This is a genomic window from Peribacillus kribbensis DSM 17871, from assembly GCF_000430765.1.
Taxonomy (GTDB): Bacteria; Bacillota; Bacilli; order Bacillales; family DSM-1321; genus Paraperibacillus; species Paraperibacillus kribbensis.
In genome coordinates this window covers 165,107-180,814 of sequence record NZ_KE387242.1, presented here as the reverse complement: position 1 = coordinate 180,814, position 15,708 = coordinate 165,107, and the positions used below count along the sequence as shown (strand labels likewise).

Sequence of the window (15,708 nt, the reverse complement as noted above, 5' to 3'; positions counted from 1 at the left end):
TGCGGCATCCTATTGTTTTTTTGTTCACTTCATTTTCCCTTTCCATGAATCCTTCAGTGAAACAATTCTATTGAAAATCAACTTGTCGCTGGCTGCGTGTTTATCTAGAAAAAAATAACCGTGCCGGAAAAATTGCAGCCGATCCTCAACTTTAACACGACTAATACTCGATTCTACCTTGCAGCTCTTCAGCACAATTTTCGAATTTGGATTAATCTTCTCTTTCCACGTTTTTTCTGGATCCTTTAAAAGCTCTTCATTTTCAACTAATGGATTGAATACATGTACGTCGACAGAAAGACAATCTGCTGCTGAAACCCAATGAATGATCCCCTTTACCTTCCTGCCTGTGAAACCTGTCCCGCTTTTAGTGATGGGATCATATGTACAAAGAAGTTCGATTACCTCTCCTGTCACCTCATCTTTAATAACCTTATTGCATTTGATGATGTAAGCACCTTTTAATCTGACTTCCGAATGCAGCGATAATCGCTTATACCCTTTTACAGGCACCTCCATAAAGTCATCTCGTTCAATATAAATCACTTTTGAAAAGGGGACCTCCCTGCTTCCTAAATCAGGATTTTCTTTGTTGTTTTCAATCGATAATGGTTCGGTCTTTGTCTCTTCATAATTGGTTATGGTAACTTTAAGGGGAAGCAAAACAGCCATTACACTGTTCACTTTTGTTTTTAGTTGATTACGGAGTATACTTTCTAGCAGCGTAAAGTCCACTATACTCTGATGCTTGATAAAGCCGATTTCACGTACAAAAGCTTGGATACTTTCTGGTGTAAATCCCCTCCTTCTCAGGCCTTTTAATGTCGGTAATCTAGGGTCGTCCCATCCATCTACCAGGTTTTCTGTTACCAGCTCTCTCAAATATCGTTTGCTTGTGACAGCACCCGTTATATTCAGTCTCCCAAATTCTCTTTGTTTCGGAGGTTCCTTTACCTCTAGTTCAGTTAGCACCCATTCATATAACGGCCGATGATCTTTAAACTCTATTGAGCATAAAGAATGGGTTACCCCTTCAATCGCATCCTGCAGAGGGTGGGCAAAATCATACATAGGATACACGCACCAGTCATTACCTGTCCGATAATGGTTTACGTGTATGATCCGGTAAAGAATCGGATCCCTTTCATTCATATTGGGCGAACTCATATCCATTTTAGCTCGCAATACCTTCGAGCCTGTTGGAAATTCACCTTCTTTCATCCTAAGAAACAAATCCAGGCTTTCCGCCGAAGGTCTATTTCTGTAAGGACTGTTTTTACCCGGTTCTGTTAACGTCCCCCGGTATTCCGTGATTTCTTCAGGAGATAATTCACAAATATACGCTTTGCCCTTTTTTATTAAACGAATCGCTGCATTAAATATTTCGTTCGAATAATCGGAGCCATAGAAAACCCGATCATGAGGAAAATATCCTAACCAATTCATATCTTCAATAATGGCTTGGACATATTCGCTATCTTCTTTTAAAGGATTGGTATCGTCAAAGCGAAGATTGAATGTCCCATTAAATTGCTGCGCAATCCGATGATTCATATAAATCGCATAGGCACTCCCTATATGAAGATAACCGTTCGGCTCTGGAGGAAACCTTGTGCAGACTGTCCTGTGAAAGGTTCCATTTTTTATATCTTCCTCAACAAGTTTTTCAATAGAATTGACCGCTTGTTTTTTCTCTCCATCCATCCTTATCCCTCCATATAGTTGATTTTCTTTAGGTTTTTAAACAATAAAAAAATCCCACCCCCAAGACTATTCCGTCTTGGGGGCGAGATTTTGAATTCGCGGTGCCACCCCAGTTTATTAATATGTCTCCATATTAACCTCTTCAGGTACGGTAATCATCCATACGTATACCCTAGCTCTATAACAGGAGCACCTGTCACACGATCCCTTATAAAAATAAGTTCCCCTGTGAGAGCTCAGAGCCTTGGTTCAATAAATCATTCTTACTCCTTTTCAGCAGCCGGAGTTCTCTGGTAAAGAATGAATGTTATCTACTCTTCTCTTCATCGCCATTACAATATTTGGTTTAAATTATCAACTATACTATCAAGCTTCCTACTCATTGTAAAGAACATATATGTACATTTTTTGGAACTTGGAAGTTTTTTTGTATGGATCGAACCTCTTTGATCATACACTTCCCTGTCCATTACTAGATTGTAAACATGCTGGCAGCTTAAAATATGGCTTACAAAGTACACAATCATCTGCCCGCTAGTCCTTAAGTGCTGTTTTTTAAAAAATCCACTTCCCCGAATGTCGAAGTATGTATAACTTCTAACAGGCCATCACTACTTAAGAACTGCTTAAAAAACCTTTATTTCCCTAATGCTAGTGAGCAAAAGTCCATCGAAATGATGTTCTTACACCCATTTGAAAGATTATGCGTTATTTGCAGATTCATGTCTTATTTTCCTATGTAAAGTGATAAATTACCTTTCCTCACAAAAATTTAGTGCTTTAATGTGCTTTAATGTGTGTGTTATATTTTTCTTGCATATAGATTACAGAATATTTTAACTATTTTGGACAGGAGGAAAAGAAATGGCATTGAAGAAAAAGCATTGGATGAAATCAGCAGTAACAGTGGGTTCGGCTGCTCTATTGAGTTTGTCAATCGGTACAGGTGCATTCGCCAAACAACTGCCTGTTCATCACACATCCTACAAAACGGTTACAGAAATTGAGGATTGGGGGGCAGCTGTGACAAAAGTCATTGTGGATTTGGGAAGACCCGTTCCGGTTGATTCTGTCAAGCCGGATACCTTTAAGGTCCATGTAGCAAGATATGATAACCGTCTAACCAACCCGTTCTTAGGAGAAGGCGACCGCATCGTGACCAAGGCCTACGTTTCTGATAAAAAAGGAAACCCGGCACAGCAGATGGGTCAATATGCGGTGCTGGAGTTAAAAATTGCCCCGAATGACTCCTTGGGTGCCGGGTTGAACTACGCAAACGGTTTAAATGAATGGGCGGACAATAAGTATACGATTACCCAGCAAAAAGACATTATTACCCCTGCCGGAACGGTTTCAGGACTTGCCGTCAATTCTTTTGCAGGCGGGACACGCGTATTGGTCGATGATTTCCAAACAGGAAAAGCCACTTACAGTAATACAACCCTTACCTATGCCGATTTTACACCAAAACAGGACAACCATAAGAATCCGCTTATTATCTGGCTCCACGGCGGCGGCGAAGGCGGTACGGATCCAACTATACCGATTTCTGCCAACAAAGCTGACTCGTTTGCATCCAAAGAAACACAGGAGTACTTTGACGGTGCCTACGTACTCGCTCCGCAAACGCCTACTTTTTGGATGAATGGATTTTCCGGTAAAGCCGATGGAACGAGCATTTATGAAAGCGCCCTCATTTCTTTGATAAAAGATTATGTGGCCAACCATAAAGATGTAGATCCAAATAGGATTTATGTTGGCGGCGACTCAAACGGCGGTTACATGACCATGCTGCTCACCCGTGATTTCCCTGGCTATTTTGCTGCGGCATTCCCAACTTGCGAAGGATTGAACGACAGTAAGATTAGTGATAGCGATATTAAAAATATGATCAAAACTCCAACCTGGTTTATTGCGGCTAAGAATGATACCACCTTACCGCCGGCTATCAACACCATACCTACTTACCAACGTTATCTTCAAGCAGGCGCCGCTGACGTGCATATGTCTTTATTCGATGACGTGCACGACACAACAGGATTATACAAAAATGCTGATGGGACCCCCTATCAATATCCTGGACACTGGTCATGGATTTATGTGTACAATAACAAGCCAACAGATGTAATTAATGGGAAAACCACCACTCTGTTCGAGTGGCTGGCAGCTCAGTCTAAATAATGGAGAAGGGGTTGTCCAGAATGTCCGGGCACCCCTTTTTTGTGCCGACTAAAACCCTAGAAAAATGACGGCCCTCGGTTTTTGATGTAAAACTCATTTTCTTCTCCTAACCCAAAAGTAGAATAAGGGGAGATTTTACCGTTATTACAAGAATAACGGGTATTTAGGCGGATATAAGGGGAACTTTTACCGTTATAGGGCGAAAACCCCCTCTTTTTTTGATTTTTACAGGCCATAAGGGGAATTCCTCCCTCTATTTTTGCTCTTTTTACTCATCATTTCGAAATAAGGGGAATTTTTCCCTCTATTTATTAGCACGGTGACACAATCCTTCATCCGAAAAAATCCTAATGAAGCAATCAAATAGTACTTATCTTACTGCAGCCAAAACGAATTAAGTCAAAAGTAAAAGGCATGTGCCCGGTACAATACCGAGTTCATGCCCTCCACTATGCCTAATGAAATAACCAGTTTAGCTATAGGGGTTCACTTCAAAACTGCCTGTTTTTTAATAATGAACAAATCCATATTATTTTGTAAGAGCAAGAGCTTTTGCACCGGTTACTAGTGGATGCTCCCCTTGTTTGGATTTAGCAGCCTCCCGGAACTCATTTGTATGGGCAATAAAATCATCCGGGCGATTTTTTAATATAGGCATGAGCTGTCGGAACAACATGGCTGACATTGCCTGCGTAAGTGGACCCAATACCGCTATCCTTCCCTTTTACTTCTTCACCCAATAAGGTTAATTTCTCCCCAACAATCTCATCCAATGATTGATTGATGATAAAATCATGGACTTCGTTTTGAAATCTTTCAATATTCACCATACTTCCAGTTGCCATGGCTGCTCCTTCAGCGATATTTCGAATCTTCGCTGATACCTTTTCCTCCCGTTTCCAAGTGCTTACACGGATAAAAAATCGGGCTGAAGCATACTCTGGAATGAATTTCGCGCATCGCCGCCATGAGTAATGATTCCATGTATACGTACATCTGTCCGAAGCTGCTGGCGCCGTGCATTTTATTCCATTAAATAATTGAATTACCGCATTTAATGCGTTGATTCCTTTTCCACGGGAGCCTGCTGCATGTGCAGCTTTTGAATGGTCAGCCACCACCATTACTTAGCGATCCAGTCGTTCAATTCAAATTCCTTTTTGGCAAACTTCCCTTCTACCAGAAAGTTTTTTGTACTTTCCAACTCTTTAGTTCCCTCATCTGACAATGCCTCAGATTTTAGATTACTGAGTGGGAGCGATTCCTTCATAACCTTGACTCCATACCCTACCTGTTCCGATTGGAATCGATAAAATTCATCCGGCTTTTTAAATAAATCATCTAATGCTTCTTTACGAGCACTATTCCAAGTTTTTATGAATTCGGGATGGTTGTTTAAATAATCCTCAGTCACTACCGTAACAGAGCTGCCTAGTAATTCAGGGTGATCTTTTGCTTCATCAATGACCGGAAATCCTTTTGACTTAATGAGCGGACCCGAGTTAGTTGGGAATGCAAAAGCTGCAATATCCCCCCGTTTTAAAGCGGCTTCTGCATCACTCGTCAGCATATTAACGATTTTCACATCCTTATCCAGTCCTTTAAGCTTTAGTACCCCAACAAGATAGCGGTACATGTATGACCCTAACTGAGTGGCCACCGTCTTTCCTTTCAACTCTTCAATCTTGGACACCCCGTTTTTGGGTGTGATTAACCATACGTTGCTGTTGATGGAAGCTTGACTGATCAGTCTGGTCTTTAGTCCGTTTGACTTTCCTACTATGGCCGGGGTATCCCCTAATATGCCTGCATCCAGTTCTCCAGCAGCTATGGCCTCGTTCAATGGCGGGCCATTCGGAAATGCATGATATTCAATTTTATCAATTCCTATTTTTTTCAAATCCTTTTGAAGGAACTTATTTTGAATACTCCAGCCCTCTGCCCCTGCAGGAATATTGTCTTTGGTTGATCCAACAAAACCAATACGCAGAACAGCTTGATTCTTACTTTTAGACTGATTTGCATTCGCCGAACTGGAACTGTCCGTGCATCCGGTGACTGCTACAAGAACAAAAGCCGTGAGCAGTAGGCAAAATAATCTTCTTACTAATTTATTTTTATCACGTGCTGAATTTGAAATCATGTAATTGTCCCCCTTTTATCAATGTCCGGGTAATTTACTCATTAAACGAAACATTTTATACGAAGCATCCAGTGCCGCACTGGAACTCCGCCCTTTGCCCCAGCCAAGCTCTTTCCGATAACTCCCCATAATACCGCTTTGAACAATTTGATTTTCATCAATGACTTCCTCTTCTATATTTGGTGATACATACATTGCATCTACCGGACAATAGACTTCACACATAAAGCAAGTTTGGCAGTCATCCTTTCGTGAAATTACAGGAACTTCTCCCTTTTTTTGTTCAAAAACATTAGTAGGGCAGACTGAAACACATAAACCGCAGCTGATGCATTTCGATTCACTAATGAGTTCAATCATCCTTTAACACCTTCCCTATGCAGCAGATTTTGTTCTGGCCTGGTACAGATATGATCTAATCCTCCAGTAAGAAGGCGATAATGAAAGTCTGGATTTTGTTCCTTGTAATCGGTACGCTTATGCATCCCGCGTGTCTCTTTCCGTTCTAAGGCAGAAGAGTACATCCAGCGGGCTGTTGCAGTCATCGCGGCAGACTCCCTCGCCTTTACCCTATTGGAGACGTCCGCCAATTTGCCCGAGCGGATATCATTCCATATACTATCCAGACGCTGTAATGAGGGTTTTAAGTTTTTTACATTTCTAAATAAGTTAATTTCAAATGGAGTTACTTCAGCTTGCACATCTTTAATCACTTCTTTTACTACCTGATTATTCTGATGGTTTTTGTCGGTTTTAGAAGTGAAAGGTGTACTTGATATCCCCGTTACATTCCTGTGTGCCGCATTTTGACCAAGATTTAATGCATACTCACCTGCCGCTTCACCAGCAAAGGAACCAGACGACATAGCCCATGCAGCATTATGACTTCCCCCTCCCGTAAATCCCCCGCATATGAGCTGCCTGGTGGCCGCATCACCAGCTGCATATAAACCTGGTATGGCCGTCTCACACTTTTCGTTTAGGATATGAATACCTCCGGTTCCCCTGACTGTTCCTTCTAATCTTAAAGTAATAGGGAATTTATCGGTAAATGGGTTGATTCCTAAACGGTCAAACGGCAGGAAGAAATTCGGCTGTGCTTTGCGCATCCACTTTTGCATGTCTTCGTTTGTTTTATCAAGCCGGGCATAAACGGGCTCTGTCTGCAATGTTCTCGCTATTACGGAACGTCCTTTTTGGGAACCAGCTCCTTCAACTATCGTTCCATCTTCGTGATAAAAAGAAGCCCATGTATAAAAAGCGGTTTTGGTCACTGACGAAAAAACCGGGGCAATCGCATAAGCGTTTGAAAACTCCATTCCTGACAAACTGGCCCCAGCTTCCGCCGCCAAAAGGTAGCCATCTCCTGTCAGCACATTGCATCCCAGAGCTTTGCTTAGAAAAGCACAGCCGCCAGATGCAATAATGACAGCTCCCGCTTTTACCACCCATTGATTCCCTGTGGCACTGACTACACCTGCTGCCCCTCCAATACCGTGTTCATCCTTTAGCAGTTCAAGAGCCGGACTGTGATCCCATATCGTTACACCAGCCTTTTTAACCTGTTTACGCATTAAGCGCATATATTCTGGCCCTTGCAGGCTTTTTCGATGTTTACCTCCAGAATCATTAAGCGGAAATGGATATCCCCAAGAATCTAACAGATTCACATTCGAAAAGGTCCTGTTTAAAACAGACAGCATCCATTTTCGATCAGCTAAATAACCGCCCATTGCTTCCCTGCTCTTCATAGCTGCTTCCTGTTCTTCCGGAGTTGGATTGATATACCAAACCCCTGTACCAGAAGGAGCTGTCGCCCCGCTTGTTCCGCAATATCCCTTATCTACCAGGATCACTCGTGCTCCCTTTGCTGCAGCTGTAATAGCCGCCCATGCCCCTGATGGTCCCCCGCCGATGACCAGTACATCGGCATCCGCTTCTCGTTCAGTCTCTTTAATAGCTTTGTTATAAAGATGTTTACTCATTCCCCTTGCCTCCTTGTTTTTCCTTGTGGAAAATAGCTCTACATAGTCCGGGATAATCTGGTGACTGCTCCATGCAGATGTGATTCTTTACCTCCCATCACACGATCCAATATTTTTTTCTCGTAATATACGAATTTACTATCCTTGGTTCGCGGACGCTCAAGTGGAATGGAAAGATCCATCGACAGGGTACCATCTTCAATCACGAGCACTCGATCCGCAAGTGCTACAGCTTCACTAACATCATGGGTTACAAGAATTGCCGTAAATTTTTGTTCTAGCCACAATGTTTCAATTAACTGCTGCATTTCGATGCTGGTAAGCGCATCAAGAGCCCCAAGAGGTTCATCTAGAAGCAGCAGCCGGGGTTCACCGGCAAGTGCACGGGCCAGCGCTATTCGCTGGCGTTGTCCGCCAGATAAGACAATAGGCCAGTCGTTTGCTCGATCTTCCAAACCTACCATTGCCAAAGCAGCTTTAGCTTCACCTCTGCCGCGGGATTTTGTTCCTATCTGGACATTGGACAGTACTTTTTTCCAAGGTAATAGTCTTGCGTCTTGAAACATGATTCTAGTATCCGGATGAATATTTTTTAATGCTTGATCATCTGTAAAAACTAAACCATTACTGACTGTTTCGAGTCCTGAGATGAGTCTTAGGAGAGTACTTTTCCCGCATCCGCTCCTTCCTACTATTGCAATAAACTCACCGGGTTTTATAGAAAGATTGATCTCCTTTAGTACCTTTAGTTCATTGAATGATTTTTCAACCTTTGACAATTCAATTTTCAAACCTGTATCTTTTTCTGGCATTTTTTCCACTCTCTCTTTCCTTCAGGCAAATTACCTGCTCTTATCACTATGATAATTAGGGTGCCATTGCAGCCATTTTTTTTCAAAAAACTTGGCAATAGAGTCGGAAAGCTTTCCCAGTAATGCATAAAGCAAAATACTTACTACGACAATATCCATATGCATAAATTCCCTAGCATTCATGGCCATATAGCCTATACCTGAATCAGCAGATATTGTTTCAGCCACAATGAGGGATAACCACATGATTCCCAGTGCATACCGGAGTCCTACCAATATGGACGGCAATGCACCTGGTAAGATGATCGATCTGATTAAATGAAACGATTTAAGCTTATATACTTTTCCCATTTCAATAAGTCCCTTGTCTACCGAGCGAATTCCATGAAAAGTATTAAGATAAATAGGGAATGCAACCCCTAGTGCTACAAGAAACAATTTTGATGATTCACCAATACCAAACCACAGAATAACAATTGGAATGAGTGCCAAGTGGGGGATGGTCCTTAACATTTGAATCGAACTATCCAATAATTTTTCGGAGGTCCTTGAAAGACCATTGAGCATACCAAGAAAAAACCCAATGCTCCCCCCCACGATTAATCCAACAATAGCTCTTTTCGCACTCACACCAATGTTTTCCCATAAAACTCCATCTGCGCTTAAATGATAAAATGCCTTTAGAACTTTTATAGGAGTGGGTAAGATATCATGACCAATTAAACCAATCTGTCCTAAGCCTTGCCAGAGAATAATCAAAATCAAAGGTATCATCCAAATTGACCATTCATTTTTGATTAATTGTACCAGCCTGCCCAAAATATTCAGCTCCTTCCCAAATAGAATTCTTTCTTGTTAAAATTTCATGCTGGATCCACAGTGCATATCCAGCCCCCCTTCTCCCTGATGATTACTATAATAAAAAAGGAAACTTCTCATTTAACCAAAAGGTATGAGAAGTCTCCATTCGTATAGTCGACTTTATCATCTATTCTATTCTAATTTAAAATCATCTAAAAAATTCCAGTTGACTGGACACCGTCTTATTCCCAACTAATCTGATGAGAATAATAAAGTTATTGTATAGGGAAGTTCCTCTATCGTCAATATATTTTTTGAAATTTTAGTTAATTGATTCTGTCTCCCCATTTCTTTTTCTATTTACTCACCATAAATCCATTCATCCTTAAATGGAAACCTATGAGTAAATGCATACTTTCTGCAAATAAAAAACCGACTTAACAGCCGGTTTTTCAAGTTCAATTTATTTAGCTTGTGAAATGGCATGAACAAGCTGGGTCAGTGTATCGTGGACCGATGTCACTGGGCGGCCCAGAACTTTCTCAAAATCATTGCTCTCAACTTCCAGTGAACCGTTCCGGATACTTTCTTGGATTCCTACTACAATCGGAATCACAAAATCAGGTAAACCTAAGCCTTTCATGATTTCAGCATATTGTTCGTCACTAACTTGCTGTACAGGGATTTCTTTACCCAATACCTTCCCAAGAGCAGCTGCAAATTCTTCTTGAGATAAAAGAGGACCTGAAAGTTCATAGACTGTATTTTCGTGACCGCTGCCAAGAAGAACCGCTGCTGCAGCATCTGCGTAATCCTGCTGAAGTGCCCAGCCCACTTTGCCTTCTCCAGCGGACGTAACCCATGGGGCACCTGCCATGGCACCTTGAATACTTCCCGTTTCGTTCTCCAAATACCAGTTGTTACGAAGGAAAGAATAAGGGATACCCGTTTTTATGATGGCTGCTTCTGTCGCAACATGAGGCGGAGCCATTAAATTTTTACTTTCTGGTGCATTGGCTATACTCGTATAAGCAATAAATTTTACCCCTGCCCGCTCAGCTGCTTGGACGGCATTTGTATGCTGTTGAATTCTAGTTTCATTGTCACCATCCGCAGAGATAATCAATAGGCGGTCAATCCCTGAAAAGGCATGATCTAAAGACTCTGGAGAGTCAAAATCTCCTTGACGGATTTCCACTCCACGATCACGAAGTCCTTGTGCTTTCTCCGGATTTCGAACACTAACCGCCAAATCACTTGCAGGTATAGAATTCAATAATGATTCTACCACCTTTGAACCTAATTTCCCTGTTGCTCCTGTAACTAATACTTTCATCCTTTATTCCTCCTTCTCGTCATCCTGTAACAACTTTGATTACATGTATTCATTTTAGTTACCTGTATTCGTTTTGTCAACAGGATAATGAGTTCTTTATCAATATGTCCGCAATTTGGTATAATAAACTTGTAATCGAATGAATTACATGATCAAGAAATAAGAAAAATAACCATAAAGGTAGCAGGATGGTGACTGAACATGTCCATTAGCAGCCGATTCGCTGTCGGAATTCATATATTGACTCTCATTGAATTTAATAAAGAAGGAGTAACATCTTCTGACTTTTTAGCATCAAGTGTTAACACAAACCCAGCCGTGATAAGAAGGCTGATGGGGATGCTAAAAAAAGCAGGTTTGATTGAAGTGCATCCAGGTATTGCGGGGGCTAAACTCGCAAAGGAATTATCTGAAATTACCCTGTACGATGTTTACAAGGCAGTGAATGTCGTACAGGAAAATGAGCTCTTTAGCATACATGAAAATCCAAATCCTGATTGTCCTGTGGGCAGACAAATCCAGAATACCATTGAACCATTATTTATATCAGCCCAATTGGCAATGGAAAAGATTTTAACGAATGTGACTTTAGAAGATGTTGTGAAGGATATTACGGTTAAAGAAAATATTTGTTAAAAAGACATTCAACTAGAATGTCTTTTTGTCTTTTAACCTAATTTCGAGTAGTACCATACAAAAGGCAGCATAGTTTCATGGTGATTCCTGGATAATTGCTAAGTAGTATTGAATAACCTCTTCACTCGCAGCGGCCGGAAAAAAAATTACGATCAGGCCGTGAGTTCACCTAGCTTGAACATCGTGTAATTATTAATTGAATTTTTTGACAATAAAAATGAATTATAATACAATTACCTTGTTTTAGAGAGTTTTCATTTCAAGATAGAAGTGAGGAGGAGCATTATGGAAAAACTCAATATCGGCATTATTTTAGGGAGTACGCGGCAGGGTCGGGTAAGTCCACAGGTGGGGAATTGGCTCAAGGACATTGCTGACAAGCGTGGAGATGCAAATTACGAAATTGTGGATCTTGCTGATTTCAAGCTGTCTTTTTTGGGTGAAGGCACTGGTGAGGAACCTGCGTTAACAGCATGGACTGACAAGTTATCCTCCTTGGATGGTTTTGTGTTCGTTGCCGCTGAATATAATCATAGTATTACAGGTGTTTTAAAAAATGCATTAGATTCAGCCCGCGATCAATGGCATAACAAAGCGGCTGGAATCGTCAGCTATGGTTCAACAGGCGGAGCCCGTGCTGCTGAACACCTCCGCGGGATCTTAGGGGAACTTGAGGTTGCCGATGTTCGTGTTCATCCAACATTATCCCTTTTCACTGATTTCGAAAACTTTAGTACGTTCAAGCCGGCTGAGCTGCATCTTACCAATGTAAATCTTATGCTGGACCAAGTGGTAGCCTGGAGCGGAGCATTAAAAACTTTACGATAGGTGTTAAAAAGAGAGCATAAGTTTCATCTTGTGCTCTCTTTTATATTTATTTAGCTTCTCGACATCAAGCGGACTCACAGCCCGCTTCTTCTTTATTATATATGGTTCTGCAGAATCAGCTGTCTCTAATCGGCAAGTAAGGTGTAAACAAACCCACTTGTCTATTCAATTAATCTAGGCAGATTTTCAAGCTTAGGCATTCTAAATCTAGAAATCACGTCGACAGGAGATGGTTTACAGCACTGGCACATTTGGACATCGCCCGCTACTGACATAAGCAGGTAGGCATCTGTCGGGGTTAAATCCCAATTCTCAACTAACAAATCCTGCATATCCTCACATGCAATCTGAATGGCTCTCTGCGTATCTTCATCGGAAGCCACTGAATACCAGCTGTCGTCGGTTTCCACCATGGGACGCGGGATGGATGTTCCTTTTAAGACAGAGATCTTTGTCTCCACCTCACCCGCAATCTCAATGCCTGTTCCACCAATTTCTCCATCCCCCATGGATGCGTGAACATCGCCAAGTCCGAACAATGCCCCTTCTACAAATACAGGCAGATACACAATGGACCCTTTTGTAATCACATGGTTATCAATATTGCCGCCATGGTTGCCAGGAAGACCGCAGGGAACTGCCTCATCCGCAGGGGCTACACCGATCACTCCGATCATCGGGTTTACAGGAAAGTGAATTCTTTCATTGAAATGAGCGATCGAACTATTTTCTACCGGAACAATCTTGGTTCTCGTTTCAGCCCGATGCCACAGAACCCCCATCTCAGGAAGAGTGCTGATCACTCCCCATTCTCTTACAGTAATTTGTCCAATTTCGATCTTCAGCACATCTCCAGGTTGTGCCCCTTCCACATACACCGGGCCGGTAGCCGGGTTAACTCTCGAAAAATCCACGCTTGTCACTAAATCCGATTCTGATTCAATTTGATTGGAAAAACAGTCGTATGTCTGGAATGTAACCTGCTCCCCGCTAGTAATTTTCAAAACAGGCTCGTTTTCTTTTGAAAAAGCAAATACGGATTGTTCTTTTGATAAAAGATGCATTTTTTCCATCCCCCTCTTACGTTTAAATCTCACCTATTGATGCAGGCACTTCTTTATATCCTTTTGACTTGATCGCCCCTACAATGATGCCGGCAGCTAACCAGCCAAAGCCGACATAAAACGTCATTTTGTCAAAGCCGGACCAAACATAGGCGATTACAGCAAAGCCCAATAATGGGAAAAGGAAGTTTTTAATGGTTCCTCCCAGTCCTCGCTGGTTCTTTTTAAAATAGAAGTAAACAATGATCGTAAGGTTCAATAGCATAAACGAAGTCAATGCTCCAAAGTTCACAAACTTGATGATCGTCTCAATGGATAATACCTTCGCTACGATAATGGACAGCACGCCGACAAACACTGTTGCATTAAATGGAGTCTGGAACTTTGGGTGAACTCTTCCAAGGAAACTGGAGCCTGGAAGCAGCTTGTCGCGGCTCATCGAGAACAAAATACGCGAAATGGCAGATTGAGCCGCAAGAGCGTTTGCTATCCCCACCGCAATAACATTTACAATGATTAATAGATAATAAAGGAAGTTTCCGCCAGCCTCTTTCGCGATATCGAAAAAGCCCATGTCCGGATTCAGGCCTTTATAGTGCGGGTGAATAAGGGCAGCCATGTACGTTTCAATCATGAAAATCAAACCGAGAATAATGAGGGCTGCGATGGTTGCACGCCCAACCGTTTTCTTCGGATCACTTGTTTCCTCAGCTAACGTACTGATACCATCAAAACCAAGGAAACTTAAAGCGGCAATAGAAGTGGCAGTAGCTAAAAACTTCATGTTAACGTGATCGGGCTGAAAGATGGGTGCAAGGGAAAACCCTCCTGTGCCATGGCCATCGATAAATACAAATTTTACGGCAACGCCAATGAAGATTAATAAGGCTATAAGTTCAACACCTAATAAGATAAAGTTTGTTTTCGCAGCTAACTGTACTCCACATGCATTAACAGCAGTGTTAATGACGATAAACAGCAAAACCCAGACAAAAGCGGGAATGGATGGAATCAGACTGTTGAGCCAAAGTCCGGAAAACGAATATAAAAGGGCAGGAGCCAGAATGTAATCGACCAAAATCATCCATCCAGTCAAAAATCCTACATGCGGATTTAATCCGCGTTGTACATACGAATAAACAGAACCTGCAATTGGGAACTCCCTGCTCATCTTACTGTAGCTCAGGGCCGTAAATACCATGGCAACAATTCCAACTAAATAAACCAAAGGAACCATCCCGAAGCTTTGATTGGAGACAAGTCCATAGACTCCCATTGGTGCGATTGGAACCATAAAAACCATTCCGTAGATTAATAAGTCTTTAAATGATAAAACACGGCGTAGCTGCTGATCATATCCCTTTGACACAGCTCCTGATGTCTGCTTCGCAGCCGCTGCATGATTACTCATATTCTTTTCCCCCTTAAGTCGTCTCTTTCTCTATACCAAAATCATTTTGTTGAATTTTCGAAATATTTTTCCTGCTGAAAAGGATGTTGAATTCGTTCCCTTTCTTATCGATTATTCAGCCCTTCTCTCTTCCCAGACGGATAATAGACTTTCTTTTCCATCCCTATAATGCTTTTGTAATATCTCGATAAAGTGTATTTTATCTCCGCTCTCAAACGCATCCAGCAATATTCGGTGTGCCTGTGGAATATCCTCTATCCTCTCACTGCCTACTCGGAATACCTCGGCAAAAATGAGGTCCACCAGCGCACTGTATGAATCCCAATTTTTCTTCAATCGCTGATAATTCGGCAATGTTATGATCACTTCATGAAACTGGTAATCCAGCTGCACCAGCCGATCCCTTCTATTCTCTTTGGAAGCGGTCTCCATCTGATTCACCACATCTTGAAGTTTGTGCAGCATATCGTGTGTAACTTGATGAAAACCTAATTCCACAGCGTTTTTTTCTAAATAAAAACGAATATCATAAATTTCTTGGATATCTTTCCGTTCTAGTTTAGTGACAAACATTCCCTTCCTTGGAACATAAGTTACTAGACCTTCCAGATTTAAAATCCGCAAACTTTCACGGATAGGGCCCCGGCTCATGTTTAGCAAATTGGATACTTCCACCTCATTTACACGTGAACCCAATTCGAGTCTCCCATCAATAATGAGCTTTCTTATATTTTGGATGGCTTCCTGCTGTAATGTATTCAACGTTACCTGCATCCCGAAAGAAATCCCTCCTTCCGAAACTCACTT

The 15,708-nt window shown here is 41.8% G+C and carries 14 protein-coding genes and 1 other annotated feature; of the genes, 3 read left to right on the top strand and 11 right to left on the bottom strand.

All coding sequences use genetic code 11. From position 1 onward, the window contains the following. Window positions 1-24: 24 nt before the first annotated feature. Window positions 25-1,704 carry a glutamine--tRNA ligase/YqeY domain fusion protein gene (locus H539_RS0122865; protein ID WP_026695454.1) on the bottom strand — a complete coding sequence of 560 codons (1,680 nt, stop codon included), beginning with the start codon at window positions 1,702-1,704 and terminating at the stop codon, window positions 25-27. 75 nt (window positions 1,705-1,779) lie between these two features. Then, window positions 1,780-2,040 (bottom strand) — a binding site (T-box leader). A 528-nt stretch (window positions 2,041-2,568) separates the two neighbouring features. On the opposite strand from H539_RS0122865, the gene H539_RS0122860 reads away from it, so the two are divergent. Next, complete coding sequence (locus H539_RS0122860; RefSeq protein ID WP_051348752.1) at window positions 2,569-3,885, top strand: prolyl oligopeptidase family serine peptidase; 1,317 nt, start codon at window positions 2,569-2,571, stop codon at window positions 3,883-3,885. Between the two features lie 629 nt (window positions 3,886-4,514). Here the strand turns inward: H539_RS0122860 and H539_RS29485 are convergent. The 7 genes from H539_RS29485 to H539_RS0122820 all read right to left on the bottom strand — a co-directional run bounded on the left by H539_RS29485 (window position 4,515) and on the right by H539_RS0122820 (window position 10,962). Then, the gene (locus H539_RS29485) at window positions 4,515-5,009 is read right to left on the bottom strand and encodes a peptidase dimerization domain-containing protein (protein ID WP_155890218.1); all 495 of its coding nucleotides are present in this window, start codon (window positions 5,007-5,009) and stop codon (window positions 4,515-4,517) included. Next, window positions 5,009-6,028: an ABC transporter substrate-binding protein gene (locus tag H539_RS0122845; RefSeq protein ID WP_026695451.1), complete on the bottom strand. Its 1,020-nt coding sequence runs from the start codon at window positions 6,026-6,028 to the stop codon at window positions 5,009-5,011. Before H539_RS0122845 ends, H539_RS29485 begins: the two co-directional genes overlap by 1 nt. A gap of 18 nt (window positions 6,029-6,046) precedes the next feature. Further along, window positions 6,047-6,388 carry a 4Fe-4S binding protein gene (locus tag H539_RS0122840; RefSeq protein ID WP_026695450.1) on the bottom strand — a complete coding sequence of 114 codons (342 nt, stop codon included), beginning with the start codon at window positions 6,386-6,388 and terminating at the stop codon, window positions 6,047-6,049. Further along, window positions 6,385-8,013, bottom strand: coding sequence for an FAD-dependent oxidoreductase (locus H539_RS0122835; protein ID WP_026695449.1), 1,629 nt, complete (start codon window positions 8,011-8,013; stop codon window positions 6,385-6,387). The genes H539_RS0122840 and H539_RS0122835 overlap by 4 nt, the downstream gene beginning before the upstream one ends. A gap of 38 nt (window positions 8,014-8,051) precedes the next feature. Next, window positions 8,052-8,825: an ATP-binding cassette domain-containing protein gene (locus tag H539_RS29480; RefSeq protein WP_035323925.1), complete on the bottom strand. Its 774-nt coding sequence runs from the start codon at window positions 8,823-8,825 to the stop codon at window positions 8,052-8,054. A gap of 30 nt (window positions 8,826-8,855) precedes the next feature. Continuing rightward, the gene (locus H539_RS0122825) at window positions 8,856-9,599 is read right to left on the bottom strand and encodes an ABC transporter permease subunit (RefSeq protein WP_051348770.1); all 744 of its coding nucleotides are present in this window, start codon (window positions 9,597-9,599) and stop codon (window positions 8,856-8,858) included. Between the two features lie 490 nt (window positions 9,600-10,089). After that, on the bottom strand, window positions 10,090-10,962 hold the full coding sequence (locus H539_RS0122820) for an SDR family oxidoreductase (RefSeq protein WP_026695447.1): 873 nt from the start codon (window positions 10,960-10,962) through the stop codon (window positions 10,090-10,092). Window positions 10,963-11,163: 201 nt separating this feature from the next. Between H539_RS0122820 and H539_RS0122815 the strand changes: the two genes are divergently transcribed. Both H539_RS0122815 and H539_RS0122810 read left to right on the top strand, forming a co-directional pair. Then, window positions 11,164-11,598 carry an Rrf2 family transcriptional regulator gene (locus tag H539_RS0122815; RefSeq protein WP_026695446.1) on the top strand — a complete coding sequence of 145 codons (435 nt, stop codon included), beginning with the start codon at window positions 11,164-11,166 and terminating at the stop codon, window positions 11,596-11,598. 285 nt (window positions 11,599-11,883) lie between these two features. Beyond that, a complete protein-coding gene (locus H539_RS0122810) occupies window positions 11,884-12,426 on the top strand; it encodes an NADPH-dependent FMN reductase (RefSeq protein WP_026695445.1) in 543 nt (180 codons plus the stop codon). A 161-nt stretch (window positions 12,427-12,587) separates the two neighbouring features. Here the strand turns inward: H539_RS0122810 and H539_RS0122805 are convergent, their stop codons facing one another. The 3 genes from H539_RS0122805 to H539_RS0122795 all read right to left on the bottom strand — a co-directional run bounded on the left by H539_RS0122805 (window position 12,588) and on the right by H539_RS0122795 (window position 15,675). Next, complete coding sequence (locus H539_RS0122805) at window positions 12,588-13,490, bottom strand: acetamidase/formamidase family protein (protein WP_051348751.1); 903 nt, start codon at window positions 13,488-13,490, stop codon at window positions 12,588-12,590. Between the two features lie 22 nt (window positions 13,491-13,512). Further along, window positions 13,513-14,901, bottom strand: a complete 1,389-nt coding sequence (locus H539_RS0122800) for an APC family permease (RefSeq protein ID WP_051348750.1) — start codon at window positions 14,899-14,901, stop codon at window positions 13,513-13,515. A gap of 111 nt (window positions 14,902-15,012) precedes the next feature. Continuing rightward, a complete protein-coding gene (locus tag H539_RS0122795) occupies window positions 15,013-15,675 on the bottom strand; it encodes a GntR family transcriptional regulator (RefSeq protein ID WP_026695442.1) in 663 nt (220 codons plus the stop codon). Window positions 15,676-15,708: the final 33 nt, after the last annotated feature.

Bases quoted from the DNA above. Each gene is read 5' to 3' on its own strand.
- H539_RS0122795 (WP_026695442.1), bottom strand. From the start codon at position 15,675: ATGCAGGTAACGTTGAATACATTACAGCAGGAAGCCATCCAAAATATA.
- H539_RS0122815 (WP_026695446.1), top strand. From the start codon at position 11,164: ATGTCCATTAGCAGCCGATTCGCTGTCGGAATTCATATATTGACTCTC.
- H539_RS29485 (WP_155890218.1), bottom strand. From the start codon at position 5,009: ATGGTGGTGGCTGACCATTCAAAAGCTGCACATGCAGCAGGCTCCCGT.
- H539_RS0122860 (WP_051348752.1), top strand. From the start codon at position 2,569: ATGGCATTGAAGAAAAAGCATTGGATGAAATCAGCAGTAACAGTGGGT.
- H539_RS0122800 (WP_051348750.1), bottom strand. From the start codon at position 14,901: ATGAGTAATCATGCAGCGGCTGCGAAGCAGACATCAGGAGCTGTGTCA.
- H539_RS0122835 (WP_026695449.1), bottom strand. From the start codon at position 8,013: ATGAGTAAACATCTTTATAACAAAGCTATTAAAGAGACTGAACGAGAA.
- H539_RS0122810 (WP_026695445.1), top strand. From the start codon at position 11,884: ATGGAAAAACTCAATATCGGCATTATTTTAGGGAGTACGCGGCAGGGT.
- H539_RS29480 (WP_035323925.1), bottom strand. From the start codon at position 8,825: ATGCCAGAAAAAGATACAGGTTTGAAAATTGAATTGTCAAAGGTTGAA.
- H539_RS0122805 (WP_051348751.1), bottom strand. From the start codon at position 13,490: ATGCATCTTTTATCAAAAGAACAATCCGTATTTGCTTTTTCAAAAGAA.
- H539_RS0122865 (WP_026695454.1), bottom strand. From the start codon at position 1,704: ATGGATGGAGAGAAAAAACAAGCGGTCAATTCTATTGAAAAACTTGTT.
- H539_RS0122840 (WP_026695450.1), bottom strand. From the start codon at position 6,388: ATGATTGAACTCATTAGTGAATCGAAATGCATCAGCTGCGGTTTATGT.
- H539_RS0122820 (WP_026695447.1), bottom strand. From the start codon at position 10,962: ATGAAAGTATTAGTTACAGGAGCAACAGGGAAATTAGGTTCAAAGGTG.
- H539_RS0122825 (WP_051348770.1), bottom strand. From the start codon at position 9,599: ATGATACCTTTGATTTTGATTATTCTCTGGCAAGGCTTAGGACAGATT.
- H539_RS0122845 (WP_026695451.1), bottom strand. From the start codon at position 6,028: ATGATTTCAAATTCAGCACGTGATAAAAATAAATTAGTAAGAAGATTA.